A 15,431-nucleotide genomic window follows, 5' to 3' on the forward strand; every position below is an offset into this window, starting at 1 on the left:
GGGTGGGGGTTCTCGGTGGTGCGGGCCGGGTCGGTGGGTGGGGGTTCTCGGTGGTGCGGGCCGGGTCGGTGGGTGGGGGTTCTCGGTGGTGCGGGCCGGGTCGGTGGGTGGGGGTTCTCGGTGGTGCGGGGTCGGGTCGGCCGGCAGGGGTTCTTGGCGGTGCGGGTCGGGTCGGGGGCGGGGGTTCTCGGCGGCCGGGCCGGGTCGGCCGGCGGGGGTTCCCGGTGATGCGGGGCCGGGTGTTCGGCGGAGCCTCCGAGCCTGCTGGGCCCGGTCCTTCGGCGGAGCCTCCGAGGCCGTGGGGCCGGATCTCTCGGCGGACCCTCCGGTGGGCGGGGCCGCGGCCGACCCGCGCCTCGGTAGAATCGGCCGTACAGCCCCCGCCCGACCACCAGAAGGCACCCCGTGTCATCAGCGACTCACACTGCCGCCGCCCCCGACACCGTCCTGGTCGTCGACTTCGGCGCGCAGTACGCCCAGCTCATCGCCCGTCGAGTCCGCGAGGCCCGGGTCTACAGCGAGATCGTGCCGAGCACCATGCCGGTCGAGGAGATGCTCGCCAAGAACCCGGCGGCGATCATCCTCTCCGGCGGCCCCTCGTCCGTGTACGAGGAGGGCGCCCCCCGCCTCGGCCGCGAGATCTTCGAGGCCGGCGTCCCCGTCTTCGGCATGTGCTACGGCTTCCAGCTGATGGCGCAGGTCCTCGGCGGCACCGTCGACAACAGCGGCGCCCGCGAGTACGGCCGTACCGACATGCGCGTCTCCAAGTCGTCCTCCACCCTCTTCGAGGGCACCCCGGCCGAGCAGCACGTGTGGATGTCGCACGGCGACGCCTGCTCCGCCGCCCCCGAGGGCTTCACCGTGACCGCGTCCACGGACGTCGTCCCGGTCGCCGCCTTCGAGAACGACGACAAGAAGCTCTACGGCGTCCAGTACCACCCCGAGGTCATGCACTCCACGCACGGCCAGCAGGTGCTGGAGCACTTCCTCTACCGCGGCGCGGGGCTGAAGCCGGACTGGACCACCGGCAACGTCATCGAGGAGCAGGTCGCCGCCATCCGTGAGCAGGTCGGCGACAAGCGCGCGATCTGCGGCCTGTCCGGCGGCGTGGACTCCGCGGTCGCCGCGGCCCTCGTCGCGCGCGCCGTCGGCGACCAGCTGACCTGCGTCTACGTCGACCACGGCCTGATGCGCAAGGGCGAGACCGAGCAGGTCGAGAAGGACTTCGTGGCCGCGACCGGCGTCAAGCTGGTCGTCGTGGACGCCGAGGAGCGCTTCCTGGACGCGCTCAAGGGCGTCAGCGACCCCGAGGAGAAGCGGAAGATCATCGGCCGCGAGTTCATCCGCGTCTTCGAGCAGGCGCAGGCGGACATCATCGCGGACGAGGGTCCGGCCGTGGAGTTCCTGGTGCAGGGAACCCTCTACCCGGACGTCGTCGAGTCCGGCGGCGGCACCGGCACCGCGAACATCAAGTCGCACCACAACGTCGGCGGCCTCCCCGAGGACCTCGAGTTCAAGCTGATCGAGCCGCTGCGCAAGCTGTTCAAGGACGAGGTCCGCATGGTCGGCCAGGAGCTCGGCCTGCCGGAGGAGATCGTCCAGCGCCAGCCGTTCCCCGGCCCGGGCCTCGGTATCCGTATCGTCGGCGAGGTCACCAAGGAGCGCCTGGACCTGCTGCGCGACGCCGACGCCATCGCCCGTGAGGAGCTGACGGCGGCCGGCCTCGACCGCGACATCTGGCAGTGCCCGGTGGTCCTGCTCGCGGACGTCCGCTCGGTCGGCGTCCAGGGCGACGGCCGCACCTACGGCCACCCGATCGTCCTGCGCCCGGTCTCCTCCGAGGACGCCATGACCGCGGACTGGTCGCGTCTGCCGTACGAGGTGCTGGCGAAGATCTCGACGCGCATCACCAACGAGGTGCGGGACGTGAACCGCGTGGTCCTGGACGTGACGTCCAAGCCGCCGGGCACCATCGAGTGGGAGTAGGTCCTCCCGGGGCCTCCTAGGTCCTCCTAGGTCCGTTTGAGAGTGCGCACCGGCTCTCCGGGCTTCCAGACCTGGACGACCAGGTACGTGTCGTTCTCGACGCAGGTCCGCACGACCTCCGTCAGCTCGGTGCGGAAGAGGTGGAACGGCTCCGGCGGTTCCACCTCTTTCACGTACGCGCCCTTCGCCTCCGGATCGTCGACCTCGACCGCCCGCCCGCTGATCCTTACGTCCCCTCCGCCCATCCCGGTGCCCTCGCCCGGGTTCGCCTGGAGCGCGAAACGGGAGTCGCGACGCAGGTCGAGCGCCTTGAGCGAGTCCGGCATCATGCCGAGCCACAGCTCGCCGGCGAGGAAACGGACCTCCAGACCGCTGGTGCGGGGCGAACCGTCCCTGCGGAGCGTGGCGAGGGTGTGGTGGGTGAACGCCCCGAACCGTCCCTCGACGGTCCTGGCGAGATCCGGTGCGGCGGTGGAGAAGGTGTCCCAGTTCGCTGCCATACGGCGAGTGTGGCGCGGATACCCGACATCTTCTGTCGGGTATCCGGGTGGTTCGCGGCCCGGGGGCCCGGGGCCCGGCGGTGCGGGTGGCCTGGTGGTCCGGTGCAGACGGCTCGGCGGTGCGGTGCGGTGCGGTGCGGCCGGGGGCCGTGCGTCACGACTCGTGCGGCACCGGACGGACGTACCGCTCCCGTCCCTGCTGGTCCTGCACCGGCACGCACCCCGCGGCCGTGAGCCGTTCGGCCGTCTTCGCGCGCTTGGCCGTGTTGATCCGCAGGGCGCCCAGCAGGACGACCGGCGGCAGCGCGGCCAGCGGGACCAGTACGGCGTACTGCCCGGTCAGCACGGCCAGCAGCAGAAACACGAGCGGGAACGACCAGGACATCGCAATGAACTTCCTGCGGTCGACGGCCGAGCCGAACGCGTCGTACCGGATGAGGGCCATGAGCACGTCCACCTCCGCCTGCGCCTCCGGCAGCGGGGTGAGGGTGCCCTGCCGCATCCCGGGCACCGCGCCCCCCGCACCGGCCTGCGGGAACGCGGCCGCGTTGGCCGCCGCCCGGCGCAGCGCCCCCTCGTCGTGCTCCCGCACGAGGTAGACGTGCATCGTCTTCTGCTCACCCTCGACACGGGCGTCCGCGTACCGGAAGCCGTACGCCTCCGCGATGTACGCCAGCGAACCGACCGTCTGCGCCTTCGCATAGGGGTGGTGGAGCTCGACGACGTCCTGGGACGCGACCTGCCGCATGACGGCGGTGATGTGCTGCTCGGTGAGGCTCACGAGGGCTCCTGACTGCGGTGGCCGGAAACCGGCGCTGAACTGCTGATTCCGGAACCCAGACCGGTGAACCCTTCCCAAGGTTGTGTGCTGCTTCTCTGTTGCGTACGTCATCTTCACGCAACAACCTGTCCTCCCGGGCGGACCGGCGGTAACTTCCGCCCCGTACAGCACACCTCTCCTGGAGGACTCGATGCACGGGACGCCCGGGCCGACCCCACCCCCCGCCCTCCCGACGGACAAGCTGCGGTTCGCCATGCCGCCCATGCACGACTCGGTCGAGGACGAACGCCGGCACCGCAAGGAACGCCTCGCGGGCGCGCTGCGCCTCTTCGGGAGGCTCGGTTTCGAGGACGGGGTCTCCGGTCACATCACCGCCCGCGACCCCGAGTACAGCGACTGCTTCTGGGTGAACCCGTTCGGCATGCCCTTCCGCCATGTCACCGTGAGCGACCTCGTCCTCGCCAACTCCGACGGACAGGTCGTCGAGGGCCGCTACCACGTCAACCAGGCCGCCTTCACCGTCCACGCCCAGGTCCACGCCTCCCGCCCCGACGTCGTCGCCGTCGCGCACTGCCACTCGGTGCACGGCCGCGCCCTCGCCGCCCTCGCCGAACTGCTCGACCCCATCACCCAGGAGAGCTGCGCCTTCTACGAGGACCACGCCCTCTACGACGCCTACACCGGAGTCACCGTCGACGCCGAGGAGGGCCGCCGTATCGCCGCCGCGCTCGGCTCCGGCAAGGCCCTCGTCCTGCGCAACCACGGCCTGCTGACCGTCGGCGGCTCGGTGGACGCGGCGGCCTGGTGGTTCATCACCATGGAGCGCTCCTCCCAGGTCCAGCTGACCGCGCGCGCAGCCGGCCGGCCCGTCCTCATCGACCACCGCATGGCCGTCGCGACCCGTGAACAGCTCGGCGGCGACCTCGTGGCCTGGATCAACTACCAGCCCCTGTGGCAGGACATCAGCCGCAGCGAACCGGACCTGCTCGACTGAGCCGGCCTGGCCTGGCCTGGCCTGGCCTGGCCTGGGCTGGCCTGGGCTGGCCTGGGCTGGGCCGGACCGGACCGGACTGGTCCGCGGGTTCAGGCGTGGGGTCAGAGGCCGCGTGACACCGCCGCCCCGTCCTCGCGAGCTCCTCGTCCGCGAGGACTCCCTCCCGGTGCGACGCGCCCGGCTCCCGTCACGCCGGATGATCTCGGCCGTGGGGAAATCCTCCCAGGAGGGTCGACATGGACCCGTTCCCCTTCACCGCTCCTCGAAATTCCGGTAGTTCTCGGACTGAGCGGTACCTCCCTTTCCTACGTATCGTCGATCGGGGGGCACGTCACGTGGGCGAGAGGCGGCTGTCAGCGATGACTCACGGTATGCGCACCAATACTCATTCCTACCCGGACGGTCGCGACTGGCGTGCCACCGCCACCCATTACGCGCTCCTTCCGCTGCGGGTCTTCCTCGGCGTCACCTTCGTCTACGCGGGCCTCGACAAACTCACCGACAGTGCCTTCATGAAGGACTCCGGTGCCGGTTCCATCGGCGAGATGATGCGCGGCGTCCGTGACTCCGCCGCCATCCCCGCCCTGGTCGACATGGCCCTGAAGAGCCCCGTCGGCTTCGGCTACGCCATCGCCTTCGGTGAGCTCGCCGTCGGCCTCGGCGTACTGATCGGCCTCTTCACCCGCATCGCCGCCCTCGGCGGCGCGCTGATCTCCCTCAGTCTGTGGCTCACCGTCAGCTGGGCCTCCGATCCGTACTACTACGGCAACGATCTCGTCTACCTGATGGCCTGGCTCCCTCTCGTCCTCGCCGGTGCGCCCTATCTCTCGCTGGACGCGGTTCTGCGCGACCGGCGCGAGGAACGAGTCGGCGCCTACCGCTAGAAGCCGCCCTTCCGGTGCGCGCCGCCTCGGCGGCCCGGTGCGCCGCGAGAGGGCATGGCGGCTATTCAAGTTTTACTAATGTTGTCGCCGGGTATACGCTCCCCGTGGCCAGCTAGATAAACTTGACTAGCCCTTCTCCGGCCTCGCCCCTGTTCCCCTGGAGGAGCCTGTATGACCTTCCTGCCCGACACCGGATACACCCCGACCGCCGACGACCGCGCGAGCCTGGACGCCTGGTTCGCCGACTACGACGCCGCGAGCGGCCGACGTGACATCGAGCGCATGGCGGACATGGCGGTGTTCCCGCTCAACCTCGTGAGCGACGACTCGGCGGGCAACGGGCGCTCGGCACAGTGGGACCGGGATCAGTTCGTCGCGACCATGACCCAGGTGATGGGCGAGGGCGACCAGGACATCACCTTCGAGTCCACCCGGACCCCGGTGTTCCTGTCCTCCTCCATAGCTGTGGTCCTCACCGACTCGACCATGACCGTGGACGGCCACTCCCAGCAGCTCCGCTATGCCGACGTCCTGCTCAGGCGGGACGGGAAATGGTCCTTCCAGACCATGATCCAGAGCGGCTGGGGCGACCACCTGTAACCCGCCGCGGCAGCCTTCGTCCGTTCGCGCTCCAGGCCCCTTCGGCCCGAAGCCCGAACCTGGTCCGCGAGAAGGCGAGGGTGCGGCGGGCCCCGGCCCGGAGCGTGGTCTAGGACCCCGCTCCGGCCTCGGCCGTGCCGCCCCCGCGCCGACGTCTCATGCTCCGGCCCGCCAGACCCACCGCCCCCGCCAGACAGAGTCCGCCCACCACGACGGGGATGGCCACGAACCACGGCGTCTCCCAGGCGCCTCCCGCGTCACCGGCGTAGAGCACGCCCGCGACGGTGACGAAGAACCCGGCCACCAGCTTCCCCGGCCTGAACTCATGACGCAGCACGGCTCACCTCCGCCTGTCCGACACCGACCTGGAGGTCGAGTTCGATGATGCCCCCGGCCTTCGTGCCCTTGACCGGCGCCAAGGTCGTCTCCTTGCTCCTGCCCGCCGCCACATCGACGTCGTGCTTGCCCTCGCCCGGCAGCTGGATGTCGCCGACGCCGACCTCGATGTTCGCCTTCACGGTCACGTCCGGCGGCACGACGATCCGCAGCCGGCCCACCCCGACCTCGGCGTCGGTGCTCACCCGCTGCCCCTCGGCCAGGTCGAGCCGGGACAGGTCCAGCGTGCCGACACCGGTGCCCAGGTCGTACCGGGGACGGACATCGGCAACGGTGGCGGGCCGCCAGGTCGTGCGGTTCCACTCGGTGCCGATGTCCTTGGGCAGCGCGGCCGCCCCGGCCAGCAGACCGGCGGTGAGGATCGCGAGGAACACCGACCCGGCCCCCGTGCGTCCCAGGAACGCGCTCACCGTTATGCCCAGGCCGAGGACGATCAGCGCGCAGGCCAGCCCTGCCTGCACGCTGGTCCCCAGCGGATGCTCCTCCCAGGTCAGCCGGGTGGTCAGGGCGCCGCCGAGCAGGGCGAGCAGGAAGATCCAGCCGCCGATCCAGCGAGGGCCGCGAGGCTTGCGCGTCTCGGTCCGCGGGGAGTGGGGCGCCCGTGCGCCGTGCGGATAGCCGGCGAGGTCGAGATCGACGCCGACCGCGGCCGCGATGTCATGGTCGCCGGAGTCTCTCGGACCCCACAGATAGCCGGTGCCGCCGACATGGGTGCCGTCCTTGACAATCGGGTCCCGCCACCAGGACGGGTAGGAGGCGGGTGCGGGCGGTGCCTTGGCCTCCGGAGGGGCGTCGGCCGCGGCCTGCGCGGCCAGTGGATCGGGGTCGGCCGCGCCCCGTTGCTGCGACCAGTACCCGGCACCCGCGAGCAGAAGCGAGAGTATGACGGCGAAGCTGAGCACCCCGCCGTTGTTCAGCATCGTCAGGAAGACCCCGCAGCCGACCAGGGCGAACAGCACGCCGGCGAGGGCCTGGCCGTCGACCCGGCCCGTCAGCAGCTTGCGGACCTCGTTCTCCTCCTCGTCGTCGTACGGCACGAACAGCCATGCGAAGCCGTAGAAGATCAGGCCGATGCCGCCGGTGGCGGCCAGCACGGCCAGCGTGATCCGGAAGATCACCGGGTCCATGTCGCACTGCCGGCCCAGGCCCGAGCACACCCCGGCGAGCACCTTGTGCCGCCGGTCCCGGTGGAACCGGCGCATCGGCTCCGGGGATTCGGAACCGCCCGCGCCGACAGGCTCACCCGCACCCGCGCCGGGAGGTCCTGCGGCGGATCCGGCTCCACCCGAGGACCCGCCCGCCGGTCCGCCCACGGATCCACCCGCGGCGGAGGCGGAGGCGGCGGTGCCGGCCCGGGCTGTGCCGGCCGCATCCGTCCGCTCGTTCCGCGTGCCCGCCCGCCCGTGCGCACCCGCGCCCGCCTGCGTGCGCGTGCCCGCGTGCAGGCGGGGGTCCGCGCCCGCGGAGTCCGCGGGCGGCGGGCCGGACACGGTGCCCGAGTCGGGCCCGGCGTCCGCGGCGTGCTGGTGATCAGTCATGAGTCCATGGTGACGGGCGAGCCGCCGCGGCGGCAGTCGGTATGACCCTGGCCGGACCCTGATATCTCCCCCGAGACGGCGGCGGGCGGCGTGCGTCGGGCACGCCGGTCGAAGATCAGGGGCGTCTCGGGGGCCAACCCTGATGCCCCGCCGCGCCCGCCCGTGTGAACATCGATGGCATGCCGGAAGCCGCAGCGCCACCCATCGTCGAACCGCGGCCCCCGCGCAAGCTCTACCGCAGCAGCGACGGACGCTGGCTGGGTGGCGTGGCGCGAGGGCTCGCCGGGCATCTCGGGCTGCCCGTGATCTGGGTGCGGCTCGTCTTCGTCGGCCTGTTCATGGCGGACGGCCTCGGCGCGCTGCTCTACGCCGCCTTCTGGTTCTTCGTGCCGCTGGGCGTGGGCGGGGTCGAGGCGCAGAGGCCGCCCTTCCCGGTGACCGCCGAGACCGCGTCCGACGGCCGCCGCAGACTCGTCGCCCGCAAGCCGGACAAGGGCCAGATCGTCGCCCTGCTCCTGATGGTCGTCGTGGCCATGGTCTTCGTGGGCAATGTGAATCTGGGCAACGGCGCCAGGGCTTATCTCTGGCCCACCGTGCTCGTCGGCGCGGGCGTCGCTCTCGTCTGGCGGCAGGCGGACAACGCCCGCCGGGCCCGCTGGGTCGAGGTCGGCCGGCGCCGGCGCACCCTCACACTGCTGCGTGCGGTCGTCGGCGTCCTGCTGGTCACGGCAGGTGTCACCGGGGTCTTCGTCCTCCAGGGCTCGGCGGCCCACCTGGGGTCGGTCCTCCAGGCCGCCCTCGCGGTCCTCGTCGGGATAACGCTCCTCGCGGGGCCCTACCTGGTGCGCATGACCCAGGACCTCTCCGAGGAACGTCTGATGCGTATCCGCGCCCAGGAGAGAGCGGAGGTCGCCGCTCATGTGCATGACTCGGTGCTGCACACCCTGACCCTGATCCAGCGCAACGCGGAGAACGCGAACGAGGTGCGCCGGCTCGCCCGCGCCCAGGAGCGCGACCTGCGCACCTGGCTGTACAAACCCGAGGGCACCGGCAAGGACGAGGCCGACGAGCCGTCCACCCTCGCCGACGCGGTGCGGCACAACGCCGCCGAGGTCGAGGACAAGCACGGTGTCCCGATCGAGGTGGTCGTGGTCGGGGACTGCCCGCTCGACGAGAAGATCGGGTCGCAGATGCAGGCCGCGCGCGAGGCGATGGTGAACGCCGCCAAGTACGGTGGCGAGGGCGGCGCCGTACAGGTCTATGCCGAAGTCGAGGGCAGGACGGTCTTCGTGTCCGTCCGGGACCGTGGCCCCGGCTTCGACCTGGACTCGATACCCGCCGACCGCATGGGCGTCAGAGAATCGATCATCGGCCGTATGGAGCGCAACGGCGGCACCGCGAGGCTGAGGGCGGTGCCCGACGGGGGCACGGAGGTCGAGCTGGAGATGGAGAGGGCGGAGAAGACGTCATGAGTGACCCGACCGAGACGAACGGCACGGCGGGAGCCGCGGAGGCGGCCGGGACCGCGGAGACGGCCGGCGGCCCGGGCGGGCGGCGGGTGCGTGTGGTCCTCGTCGACGACCACCGGATGTTCCGCACCGGCGTCCAGGCCGAGATCGGGCAGACCGCGCAGACCGGCGTCGAGGTGGTCGGTGAGGCCGCGGACGTCGACCAGGCGGTCACCGTCATCACGGCGACCCGACCGGAGGTCGTCCTGCTGGACGTGCATCTGCCGGGTGGCGGTGGTGTCGAAGTGCTGCGCCGGTGCGCCGCGTTGATGGCCGACGCCGAGCAGCCGGTGCGTTTCCTCGCACTGTCCGTCTCGGACGCGGCCGAGGACGTGATCGGCGTGATCCGCGGGGGTGCCCGGGGCTATGTGACCAAGACGATCACCGGTTCGGATCTGGTCGGCTCCATCTTCCGGGTCCAGGAGGGCGACGCGGTCTTCTCGCCCCGCCTGGCGGGCTTCGTCCTCGACGCCTTCGCCTCCACCGACGCCCCGCCGGTCGACGAGGACCTCGACCGGCTCACGCAGCGCGAGCGCGAGGTGCTGCGGCTGATCGCGCGCGGGTACGCGTACAAGGAGATCGCCAAGCAGCTGTTCATCTCGGTGAAGACGGTCGAATCGCATGTCTCGGCGGTGCTGAGGAAGCTTCAGCTGTCCAACCGCCACGAGCTGACGCGGTGGGCGACGGCGCGGCGGCTGGTGTAGGGCTCCCCGCCGGGCGGGCCGGGGGCTTCCTACCGGTGCCCCGGCAAGGGGCCCGGCCCCAGGACCCTTAGTGCCCAGCGGTAGTGCCGTACCGCCTTGGTCGCGCCTATCAGGCCGGTCAGCCAGAGGATCATGCCGATGCCCATGCCGAGGGCGACATCGGCGTAGGTGGACCGGCCGGGCCGGGCGCCGGCGGCCGAGGCGAGGGACGCCCACAGGCCGGTCGCGCCGACGGCGAGGGAGGACAGCAGCCAGAAGAGGCTGAGCCCGGGCGAGCGCAGGCGGGCGTCCCAGGACGGGTGGCTGTCCAGGGCGAGCCAGGCGTCGAGGAGTCGGCGCAGATGGCCGTCGCGGTGCACGGCCAGGGCGACGGCCACGACGGAAGGCACGAAGGCGGCCAGGCCCAGCAGCCCGAAGACCGGGCCCAGCAGGAAGGCGGTGGGGTCCTCCTCCGCGAGCTGCTGGAACGGCAGCATCAGCAGCGACCAGCCGATGATCGCGGTGAGGGCCAGCAGCCACAGCAGCAGCACCCGGTGCACACCCAGGCTGCGGCGTCGCAGTTCCTCCAGTGCCCGGGCCCGGTCCGCGAGCAGGGCCGCGCGGTCCGGCCAGGTCCGCAGATACGGCGGGGGAGGGAAAGGCGGCAGCGAGGAGCGGGGCATCGGGACCTCTCGGCGGGGACACGGCGGGGCCGGTGCGGCCACCGTCCCCCACGACGACGCTACCGTGCCGCCGTGCCCATGCCATGCCGGGAGTCCGGCGGACGGCCGGGTTCACACCACCCTGGTCGCCCCCGCGAACGGCATCTCGTCGAGCGGTGCGACGCGTACCGGCGCGGACGGGTTGGGGGCGTGGATCATCCGGCCGTTGCCGATGTAGATGCCGACATGGCTGATTCCGGAGTAGAAGAACACCAGGTCGCCGGGGAGGAGTTCGGAGCGGGAGACACGGCGGCCGGCACCGATCTGGGCGTACGTCGTGCGGGGCAGTTCGACGCCGGCGGAGCGGTAGGCGGCCTGGACGAGACCGGAGCAGTCGAAGGCGTTCGGCCCGGTGGCGCCCCATACGTAGGGGCTGCCGAGCTTGCTGTAGGCGTACGAGACGGCTGCGGAGGCGCGCGAGCCGGGGGCCGACGCGGCCGACGCGGCCGAGGCGCCTGTCGCGGAGGCGGGGGCCTGGAGACCGTCGCGGGCGGCTGCCGCGTCGCGTGAGGCACGGACAGGGAGGGTGCCACGGTCGCCGGTGACCTGGGCGCGTTCCTCGGCCGTGAGCCGGGACAGCAGACGGCGGGCCGTGTCCAGTTTCCCGGTGACGGTCGTGCGATGCCGTTGCAGTTCGGCCTGGCGGGACTTGAGCGAGGCCAGCTCGACGCGGGCCGCGCCGCGCAGTTGCTCGATGTCCCGGAGCTGTGCGCGTGCCCGGCGGACGGCGGCGGACCGGCGGTCGCCCGCGCGTTCGGCGAAGGAGGCGTGGTCGAGGTACGCGTCGGGGGCGTCGGACAGGGCGAGGGTCAGCGCGGGGTCGAAGCCGCCCTGCCGGTACTGGGCCGCGGCGAACGAACCGAGGGCGTCCCTCGTCGTGTTGAGCCGCTCCTCCTTGCGGGCCGCCTCGTCCCGGAGTTCCTTGAGGCGCCGGGCGGCGGCGTCGGCCTTCTCCTTGGCGCCGTTGTACTTCTCGGTGGCGGTCTCGGCCTCCTGGTACAGCCTGTCCACCTTGGACTTGACCTGCGCCGGTGTCAGTTCGGGGGCGGCCTGGCCGGTGCCGTCGAAGGCGGTCGTGGTCGCCGCGCCCGCGAGGGCGATCGTGGCCGCCGTACGGACCGTGCTGCCGCCGACCGACCGCTGTCTGGACCTTCGGTGCGCTGCCACGTGGACCTGCACGTCCTTTCCTGGGACCGCCGGGACCCGTGGCCACAGGAGGACACGGCCGCCAGGGGAGTGGCGCGCGGGCCCGGGGACGGCCCGCGGTCCGACGGCGGCCGCACAGGGGGAGCGGACGCCGCCGGACCTATTCGGCGGTGGTGTCCGGCTGCCGCCCCTGGCCCGGGCGGCGGTGGGGAGCCGGTCACCTGGGGGAGGACGCTAAACCCGGGCGTGACGGCCCGGTGACGCATTGTGCGGAAGTGTCGTCAGTGGTTCGGCAGGTGACCGCATCTGTCCGCGGCCGGGGACCGGGGCGGTCGACTTCACGGAGCGCGCTGACCGATGCGGGTGTTCGAGAGCCTCGGGCGGGACGGGGGTGCTATGGAGCGCATATATGCAGGGGTGGCCCGGTGTCCGAGGGGCTTGGGGCCGCTCACTAGGCTCCGGCCTCATGGACGTACTCATCCACTTCTTCGTGGGCCTGCACATCATCGGCATCGCCTCGCTCCTCGGCGGCTTCCTCACCCAGATGAAGGCGATGGGGCGGGGCACCGCCCGCTTCGTCCCCGCGATGCTGCACGGCGCACTGACGATGCTGGTCACCGGCATGGTCCTGGTCGGCCTCGACCAGGCCGACGACCAGCCGGTGAACAACATCAAGATCGGGGTGAAGCTGGCCCTGCTGGTCGTGATCCTCGGCCTGGTCTATGTGAAGCGGGACGAGGAGAAGGTGGACAAGAGCCTGTTCGGCCTGGTCGGCCTGCTGACCACGGCGAACGTCTTCATCGCGGTGCTCTGGACCTGACCCCTTCCGCGCCGGGCCGGGGCGCCGGGCGGCGCAGCTCGTCCCGGGCGTTCAGCACGGCCGCGGCGCCGACCGCCAGCCAGGCGGCCACCGCGATCCACAGCAGCACCTGCCCCGGCCCCTTCGGCCAGGGCGTGTCCAGGGCGGCGGCGACGGACAGCATCGCCGCCGCCGTCATGCCCATGGGGAACACGGTCGCCCAGCGCCGCACGTCGTAGCGCGGACGCGGCCACCCCGCCTCGGCGACGAGCAGGACCACGTACCAGGCGAGGGCGAGGACGAGCAGTGCGGAGGTGACCGACCGCAGCACGTCGTGGGCGTCGTCGTTCCACAGCGGCAGACGGGCGCTGTCGGCGGCGATCAGCCGCGATCCGGCCAGCGCCGAGATCGCGAGCGCGCCGCCCGCGACCCACTGGTCCCCCGCCCCCCGGGTCACCTGGTGCCGGTCGAAGCAGGGCAGGGCGAAGCAGTAGAGGACGATCCCGAGCCAGAACAGCACCATCGCCGCGCGCGCGAGCCAGGCGGTGTTCTGCGCCGCCGCGAGCGTCGCGCCGAGCACGGCGAGGCCCTCCGTGGCCACACAGCCGAGGAACACCGCCCCCGGCATGTGCTTCTTCCAGCGTCCGAGGACGTCCACCAGCAGGACCGGCCACATCAGCGTGGCGAGTGCCAGCAGTGCGCCGGCCAGTGACTGCCAGCCCAGGGCCGACACGCGTGTGCCCAGCACACCGGTGGCGGCGACCGCCGTCAGCGCCGCCGGTGTCCCGGCCTCGGCGAGCCACCGTCGCCGCTCGTGCAGCAGCCGGGCGAGGAAGTCCGCGGCCAGTGCCAGCCAGGCGGCACCGGCCAGCACCAGCAGGATCCGGGACAGCACCTCGTGTCCGGTCAGATGAAGGCCGACCGAGAGGATGCCGGTCGCCATCACGGCGGCACCGGCGGCGGGCGGACGCTGCGCCCACCAGGAGCGAAGGGGTGAGGTACCGGGCATGCCGCCGATGCTAGGAAGCCCCACGCGCCGTGCGCGCGGGCCACGCGCGCACACCCGCACGAAACCACGCGGGCGCACGCCGAAGACCACACCATGGTGCGCACCTCGCGTGCGCCAAGACCCCGGCGCGCGCCTGTTCACCCCGGCGCGCACGGCGCGCACCGAGCACCTGGCACGCGCCACTCCCTGGAGCGTGCCCCCGGAACGAGCCACGCCCCTGGAGCGGGCCGCACCCCGCAGGAACGCGGAGGGGGGCGCCACACACCAGCACGCCCGGTCGTGGAGAAGCGCCGTCACGCTCCTCCACGACCGGGCGTGCCCGGATGGACCTGCCGGACCGGGCGTCTCCGCCGGACCGGGCGCTTCCGTCAGGCCGGCCGCACCACGCTGTGGATCGCCGACTCCCCGTCGTAGTAGATGGACTCCTCGCGGACGTACGCGCCCGGCTTCGGGGCGTGGATCATCATGCCGTTGCCGATGTACAGACCGACGTGGCTGATGTCGCCGTAGAAGAAGACCAGGTCGCCGGGCTGGGCGTCGGCGAGGGAGACGGTGGTGCCGGCGTTCACCTGGTCCCAGGTGGTGCGCGGGAGGGTGACGTCGGCGGCCCGCCAGGCGGCCTGGGTGAGACCGGAGCAGTCGTAGGAGTCGGGCCCGGTGGCGCCCCAGACGTACGGCTTGCCGATCTGGGTGCGGGCGAAGGCGAGCGTCTTCTCCGCCTTGGTGGAGTAGCCGGAGCCTACGGAGGGGGACGAGGAGCCCGTCGAGCCGGACGTGTCCGTGCCGCCGGTGGACGGGGACGCGTCACCGGTCACGGCCTCCTGCCGCGCCGCCTCCTCGGCGGCCTCCCGCTGCCGCTGCTCCTCCGCCTGCTGGGCGGCCAGCTCGGCGGCCTTGCGGGCGGCCTCCTCGCGCTCGCGTTCCTCGATCGCCGCGAGCCGGGCCTTCTCCTCGGCCGTCAGCCGCGACAGCAGCTCGCGGGCGTCGGCGAGCTTCTTCTGGACGGTGGCCTTCGCCGTCTTCAGGTCGCTCTGCGAGTCGGTGAGCGTCTCGAGGCTCTGCGTGGCCTCGCGGCGCTTCTCCATCGTCGCGGACTGCTCGGTGACGTAGTCGTCGACCGCTTCCTTCTGACGGCCGGTGAGGCGGTCCATCAGCTGGGTCCGGTCGAAGTAGTCCTGCGGGGTGTCGGCGAGCAGGAAGGTCTCCGTGTCGGGCGCGGCGACGCCGGTGCGGTACTGGGCGGCGGCGAAGGAACCGAGCTCCTCGCGCGCCTCGTTCAGCTTCTGGGTGCGCCGGGCCACGTCGTCGAGCAGGGTGTCGACCTGCTTGCGCTGCTTGGAGGTGCGTTCCCTGGCCGAGTTGTACTTCTCGGTCGCCGACTCCGCCTGGCGGTACAGGTCGTCGACCTTCTTCTCGACCTCCTCCAGGCTCGGCCGGTCGTCGTCCGAGGGGCTGGCGTTGGCCGTCTGGGACAGCAGGGCCACGGAGGTGAGGGCCGCCGTGGCCAGGGCGGGGGTCCGTATGCCTGCGACGCGCGTACCAGCGGGACGCGCCTTGCGGTGCGACGCCAAGAGAGGCGACTCCTTCCATCGGCCGCCTACCGGGTTAGCTGTCGGGTTCGGGCGGATGGTTCGGAAGGTTTGCCCTACGGCGCTCCCCTGAGGGAGTGGGCCGATTCACCCCAGGATCGGTGGGTCCCCGGCTCCGCGCCGTGTGGGCGCATCGGACTCGGCGGAGGCCGCGCGGCCCGGCGACGTTCGCCGGTGGGGGTCGTACGGCCTGCCCGGCACCGTAGCCAACTCGTGTGGCCCTTGTGAAGGTTGATGGGCGATATGCCCGATACATTTTCGTGACCTTGTCGTGCACGCGCTTACTGCGCCGCAGG

General features: G+C 72.1%; 15 protein-coding genes and 1 riboswitch. Of the genes, 7 read left to right on the forward strand and 8 right to left on the reverse strand.

Annotated elements, in window-relative coordinates; translation table 11 throughout:
- The first annotated feature begins 405 nt into the window (after positions 1–405).
- Positions 406–1,986: a glutamine-hydrolyzing GMP synthase gene (gene guaA, locus ACIQGV_RS21610; RefSeq protein ID WP_402496656.1), complete on the forward strand. Its 1,581-nt coding sequence runs from the start codon at positions 406–408 to the stop codon at positions 1,984–1,986.
- A gap of 26 nt (positions 1,987–2,012) precedes the next feature.
- Here the strand turns inward: guaA and ACIQGV_RS21615 are convergent, their stop codons facing one another.
- Both ACIQGV_RS21615 and ACIQGV_RS21620 read right to left on the reverse strand, forming a co-directional pair.
- Entirely contained in the window at positions 2,013–2,486 is a 474-nt protein-coding gene (locus ACIQGV_RS21615) for a pyridoxamine 5'-phosphate oxidase family protein (protein WP_402496657.1), read from the reverse strand.
- Positions 2,487–2,640: 154 nt separating this feature from the next.
- Positions 2,641–3,267 (reverse strand): hypothetical protein, encoded by a 627-nt coding sequence (locus ACIQGV_RS21620; RefSeq protein WP_402496658.1) that lies wholly within the window; start codon positions 3,265–3,267, stop codon positions 2,641–2,643.
- A 190-nt stretch (positions 3,268–3,457) separates the two neighbouring features.
- On the opposite strand from ACIQGV_RS21620, the gene ACIQGV_RS21625 reads away from it, so the two are divergent.
- The 3 genes from ACIQGV_RS21625 (at position 3,458) to ACIQGV_RS21635 (ending at position 5,745) form a co-directional block, all read left to right on the forward strand.
- Positions 3,458–4,261, forward strand: coding sequence for a class II aldolase/adducin family protein (locus ACIQGV_RS21625; RefSeq protein WP_402496659.1), 804 nt, complete (start codon positions 3,458–3,460; stop codon positions 4,259–4,261).
- 359 nt (positions 4,262–4,620) lie between these two features.
- Positions 4,621–5,145 carry a DoxX family protein gene (locus tag ACIQGV_RS21630; protein ID WP_402496660.1) on the forward strand — a complete coding sequence of 175 codons (525 nt, stop codon included), beginning with the start codon at positions 4,621–4,623 and terminating at the stop codon, positions 5,143–5,145.
- A 171-nt stretch (positions 5,146–5,316) separates the two neighbouring features.
- Positions 5,317–5,745, forward strand: coding sequence for a nuclear transport factor 2 family protein (locus tag ACIQGV_RS21635; RefSeq protein ID WP_402496661.1), 429 nt, complete (start codon positions 5,317–5,319; stop codon positions 5,743–5,745).
- A gap of 109 nt (positions 5,746–5,854) precedes the next feature.
- Here the strand turns inward: ACIQGV_RS21635 and ACIQGV_RS21640 are convergent, their stop codons facing one another.
- Both ACIQGV_RS21640 and ACIQGV_RS21645 read right to left on the reverse strand, forming a co-directional pair.
- Positions 5,855–6,082, reverse strand: a complete 228-nt coding sequence (locus ACIQGV_RS21640) for a hypothetical protein (RefSeq protein ID WP_402496662.1) — start codon at positions 6,080–6,082, stop codon at positions 5,855–5,857.
- Positions 6,069–7,679 carry a PspC domain-containing protein gene (locus tag ACIQGV_RS21645; protein WP_402496663.1) on the reverse strand — a complete coding sequence of 537 codons (1,611 nt, stop codon included), beginning with the start codon at positions 7,677–7,679 and terminating at the stop codon, positions 6,069–6,071. The genes ACIQGV_RS21640 and ACIQGV_RS21645 overlap by 14 nt, the downstream gene beginning before the upstream one ends.
- A gap of 179 nt (positions 7,680–7,858) precedes the next feature.
- On the opposite strand from ACIQGV_RS21645, the gene ACIQGV_RS21650 reads away from it, so the two are divergent.
- Complete coding sequence (locus ACIQGV_RS21650) at positions 7,859–9,151, forward strand: PspC domain-containing protein (protein WP_402496664.1); 1,293 nt, start codon at positions 7,859–7,861, stop codon at positions 9,149–9,151.
- Entirely contained in the window at positions 9,148–9,891 is a 744-nt protein-coding gene (locus tag ACIQGV_RS21655) for a LuxR C-terminal-related transcriptional regulator (RefSeq protein ID WP_402496665.1), read from the forward strand. Before ACIQGV_RS21650 ends, ACIQGV_RS21655 begins: the two co-directional genes overlap by 4 nt.
- A gap of 29 nt (positions 9,892–9,920) precedes the next feature.
- Here ACIQGV_RS21655 and ACIQGV_RS21660 read toward each other — a convergent pair whose 3' ends face one another.
- Together ACIQGV_RS21660 and ACIQGV_RS21665 are read right to left on the reverse strand one after the other, a co-directional pair.
- Complete coding sequence (locus ACIQGV_RS21660) at positions 9,921–10,553, reverse strand: hypothetical protein (protein WP_402496666.1); 633 nt, start codon at positions 10,551–10,553, stop codon at positions 9,921–9,923.
- 111 nt (positions 10,554–10,664) lie between these two features.
- Positions 10,665–11,759, reverse strand: coding sequence for an NlpC/P60 family protein (locus ACIQGV_RS21665; RefSeq protein WP_402496667.1), 1,095 nt, complete (start codon positions 11,757–11,759; stop codon positions 10,665–10,667).
- 445 nt (positions 11,760–12,204) lie between these two features.
- Between ACIQGV_RS21665 and ACIQGV_RS21670 the strand changes: the two genes are divergently transcribed.
- Entirely contained in the window at positions 12,205–12,558 is a 354-nt protein-coding gene (locus tag ACIQGV_RS21670; RefSeq protein ID WP_402496668.1) for a hypothetical protein, read from the forward strand.
- Here ACIQGV_RS21670 and ACIQGV_RS21675 read toward each other — a convergent pair.
- Both ACIQGV_RS21675 and ACIQGV_RS21680 read right to left on the reverse strand, forming a co-directional pair.
- Positions 12,536–13,546, reverse strand: coding sequence for a tellurite resistance/C4-dicarboxylate transporter family protein (locus ACIQGV_RS21675; RefSeq protein ID WP_402496669.1), 1,011 nt, complete (start codon positions 13,544–13,546; stop codon positions 12,536–12,538). The genes ACIQGV_RS21670 and ACIQGV_RS21675 overlap by 23 nt on opposite strands.
- Positions 13,547–13,914: 368 nt before the next feature.
- On the reverse strand, positions 13,915–15,117 hold the full coding sequence (locus ACIQGV_RS21680) for an NlpC/P60 family protein (RefSeq protein WP_402496670.1): 1,203 nt from the start codon (positions 15,115–15,117) through the stop codon (positions 13,915–13,917).
- A gap of 7 nt (positions 15,118–15,124) precedes the next feature.
- Positions 15,125–15,290: riboswitch (cyclic di-AMP (ydaO/yuaA leader) on the reverse strand.
- Between the last annotated feature and the right edge of the window lie 141 nt (positions 15,291–15,431).

The organism is Streptomyces sp. NPDC093094, assembly GCF_044754345.1.
In the GTDB taxonomy this organism is placed as follows: domain Bacteria; phylum Actinomycetota; class Actinomycetes; order Streptomycetales; family Streptomycetaceae; genus Streptomyces.